This is a genomic window from Ancylomarina euxina (assembly GCF_003863355.1).
GTDB classification, from domain to species: domain Bacteria; phylum Bacteroidota; class Bacteroidia; order Bacteroidales; family Marinifilaceae; genus Ancylomarina; species Ancylomarina euxinus.
On sequence record NZ_QQWG01000045.1, the window covers coordinates 1 to 3,724 of the forward strand.

3 protein-coding genes are annotated in these 3,724 nt (G+C 37.2%); all 3 read right to left on the reverse strand.

The genetic code is table 11. The features are described 5' to 3' along the window. Positions 1-331 precede the first annotated feature (331 nt). Positions 332-1,306 carry a type I phosphomannose isomerase catalytic subunit gene (locus DWB61_RS17430; RefSeq protein ID WP_125032217.1) on the reverse strand — a complete coding sequence of 325 codons (975 nt, stop codon included), beginning with the start codon at positions 1,304-1,306 and terminating at the stop codon, positions 332-334. Between the two features lie 375 nt (positions 1,307-1,681). Then, on the reverse strand, positions 1,682-1,831 hold the full coding sequence (locus DWB61_RS17700; protein ID WP_156190286.1) for a hypothetical protein: 150 nt from the start codon (positions 1,829-1,831) through the stop codon (positions 1,682-1,684). A 1,006-nt stretch (positions 1,832-2,837) separates the two neighbouring features. Beyond that, positions 2,838-3,401, reverse strand: coding sequence for a DUF6266 family protein (locus DWB61_RS17435; RefSeq protein WP_125032218.1), 564 nt, complete (start codon positions 3,399-3,401; stop codon positions 2,838-2,840). Positions 3,402-3,724 lie beyond the last annotated feature (323 nt).

The following is a 3,724-nucleotide window of genomic DNA, read 5'->3' on the forward strand; positions in this document are numbered from 1 at the left end:
GGTACAATACATGTAGAAGGCATTCTTCTTTAAATTATCTTTCGCCTTTAGAATACGGAAGGCTATTAAATAATCAAAAGAGAGCGGCATGACTTAACTTATTGTCCACATTTTTGTTGCAAGTCCACTTGAAATGATTACATGATACTAAAAATAACTTACTTGGGAGTCTTTTCTTTAATTAGTGATTATTAGTGCTAACCGAGTTAGTGAGTTCGACGAAGTCCATCTGTAGTTCCCTTTTTTTAACCTTTATCCTTTCCTTCCTTTATTCATGGTTGCTGAGCTTGTCGAAGCATACTTTATCCTTGAAACACTTTAACCTTGTTTTCTAGATATAAACTTCCAGTAATTCTACTGTGCCTTTAGGCTTTAATACTAAACTCTTTAATTCTGCAGGTATTAGTATGGTCTCTCCTTTCTCAAGGATGATATTTCCAGTTGAATATTCTAGTTCAAATTCCCCATCCAAGCACATATAAATCACAAAAGAATCTAGTTTAGAGTAGTCTTTTTTGATCTCCTGATCGAATATGAGTTTGTAGGTAGTGAAATACTCGCAAGTGGCCAGTTCGCTACTATGATTCAGGAGATCCGTATATGTTGTTTCATATTCTTTTTCAAGAGAATAATCTATGGCATCGAGAGCCAATTCGGTATGCAATTCTCTGCCATTGCCTTGAGCATCTGTTCTGTTCCAGTCGTACATACGGTAGGTGATATCAGAAGTTTGCTGTATTTCAGCTACCAGTATGCCTTTCCCAATGGCATGTACACGGCCAGCAGGTATAAAGTAGGTTGATCCTTTTTGTACCTTTTCAACATTAAGGATTTCTTCTAGTTTGCCTTTTTTAAGCTTTTCTTGATATAAGTTTTGATCGACCTTCTGATTGAAGCCAACAATGAGATTAGACTCTTTTTCGGCACCAAGAACGTACCACATTTCAGTTTTTCCAAAGGAATTGTGTCGTTCTTTAGCCAGATTATCATCTGGATGAACTTGTATGGATAACACATCGTTAGCATCTATGAATTTAATAAGAAGAGGAAATTCTGATCCAAACTTTTGAGCGTTCTTTTCGCCTAATAGTTGACCAGCATACACTTGAATGAGTTCACTTAGATTCTTACCTTTAAGATCACCATTAGAAACGATCGAGATATCGTTTGGTACACCTGATATTTCCCAGCTTTCGCCAATTTTCTTATCTGTAGCGAAATCTTTATTGAGTTCTTGTTGTAATTTGTTGCCTCCCCAAATGGTTTCTTTGGCAATGGGAGTAAATTTTAATGGATATAATGACATGCTGATTTTTTTGTTAGAAGTTCAAAGATAAGTTTTCATGCTGGTTTTGCAAGCAAAGATTATAGCCTGCAGGTCTACAAGGAGAAAATAATAAGTTTAACGGGAATTCAAGGCGTCGCACTGAGCGCGTCGCATTGAGCGAAGTCGAAATGAAGTCGAAGTGATAAAGTAAAGAAAGGCGGTGCATTGAGCGGAGTCGAAATGATAAAGTGGTGTGCGATAACCGATAACTGACAATGAGCAGTAGCTTGCATTTCGATATTTCAACAAGCTCAATATCACGCTTCGCTCAATGCATGGGTGTTGTCTACTGACCAGTGACTAGTGCCAATTCATATGTTAGTTTACTTTGTGTCTGTTTACTCACTAGGCATTTTAGTTTTCCAGAACTAAATCTAAAATTTTCGAAGCATTCTCACTATCCCCTTGGTTGAGAATACGTTCAGCCAATTGTACAATTTGCGAAATGCTGGGAGCGTTTTCAATTTCTTCTGCAATGTCCTGAGGTAGGTTTCCGAGTTCCATTTTATCTTACTTTTTTGTTTATAATTTCTGTCTGTCCTTGGCAATGATCATGCCAAAGCTTTTCGTGGAAAGCTAATTTAGTCCTTGGTTGTTTAGTAAATGCAAATGTAACATAAAAAGGGGAGAGCTTGGCTTGTCAAATCTGTCAAGTTAAGAAAGTTGATTAATAATGAATGATGAACAATTAGTAATCAGAATAAACAAAATTTATTAACATCCTGAGTTTATCTTAAAAATAATTTAGACGCTGATAAAAGAGGATTATAAAGAATCAGAAGGCCGCCTCAGGCGTGATCGAAAAGTCAAATGGTCGAAAAGTTAGAAAGTCGAAAGGTCAGTGGAACTGGCAACTGATAACTTCACAAGACAAACTTTCCCCTTTAGGGGACAAAGAGGTACTTGAATTAAGCTCATTTAAATTTACCATTGTCATCCTGAACGGAGGAACGTAGTGAAGGATCTGCTATTATATACTTGAGATCCCTCGTCGCTTCGCTTCCCTCGGTACCGTCCCGAAAACTTTCCCTTAGGTTTGCATTGTCATGACAAAAATCAAATCATTCATCCAATAACTAACAACAGACAACCAATGATCAATGACTAATAACCACAGCTCTTCTATCATGAGATAGCTACGTCGTACCTCCTTGCTATGACAATAAAGGATGAACTTTTCTTTTTAGTTTGTTTAAATCTGTATCATCTGTGGTTAAAACATTTTTTATTGAGTTTACTGGCAAGCTCGTTAACATGTTAGTGGATGATTATTTTTTTTAATAAAACGAGGGAACTCCTCCTCACCCTTCAACTCCGCTCAGTGACCGGACGGATGAGAAATTTTAAGTTTCTTATTTAATTAGTGCTAATTAGTGTTCATTAGTGGTTAAATGATTTTTTTATCTGTGTCATCTGTGTCATCTGTGTCATTGGCGGTGTGATTTTTTGTAGAATACAAGCGCCTATCCTCGATAGTGATCGGGTACAGTTTATGTCTGAAAATTACACCTTAATTATCAGATTGAAGGGGGAGCCAACAAGTCTCCGACCATAAAGTTCCTCTTTCCCAAAACGCAAAATACTCTTGTTCCTTAGGGGCTTCAATCATTAGTTCTTGTTCGGAGCGTTTAGCTTGAGTTTGTCTTATTTCAAGAGCCCCATTAGGAGACATGATTAAAAGAGTCAGTTCATCATTAGGATCAGCTTTTTTATTGTTTTGAGTATAGCTCCAAGTCAACTGTATGCCCATGTCTGTTTGGCTAATTATAAATTGTTCTTGTTTTAGTTCATTTTCGGGAATAAGAAGGAGTTTTTCTTTTTGCAATAATCCCGCTGTGAAAGCTGGCATATTTGTGGTCAGGAATAGGTTATATCCGCTACGATCTTCTTTTTTTGCAATGGGATTCCAATAAGGATGTATCAATACGCTCAATAGAGAGGAGGCGAATTTAGCTGTCGCTCCAAATTGAGACCTTCGCGAACTTTGTTTTGTGCTTTTAGGATTCTTTACTTTCTGGGGCATAGCTCGCATGCACTGCTTACCATTCCGCACGTAGAAGATAATATTTCCCATGCGCCCGCTGATTTGTAAGTTGGGTAATTTGGCCATACGATCTTTGGGTTTATTCCCTACAAGATACAGATTATCTTCGTATTAAGTCCAATAAAATTCGAAGATTATACGGAGTTGATTCGAATTTTATTTTGAGAAAGGTAATGGCTTAATCCCAGTTTTCGGCATCAGCCAGGGTAAGGTGTATTTAAAGGATTGGACTTGCAACAAAAATGTGGACAATAAGTTAAGTCATGCCGCTCTCTTTTGATTATTTAATAGCCTTCCGTATTCTAAAGGCGAAAGATAATTTAAAGAAGAATGCCTTCTACATGTATTGTACC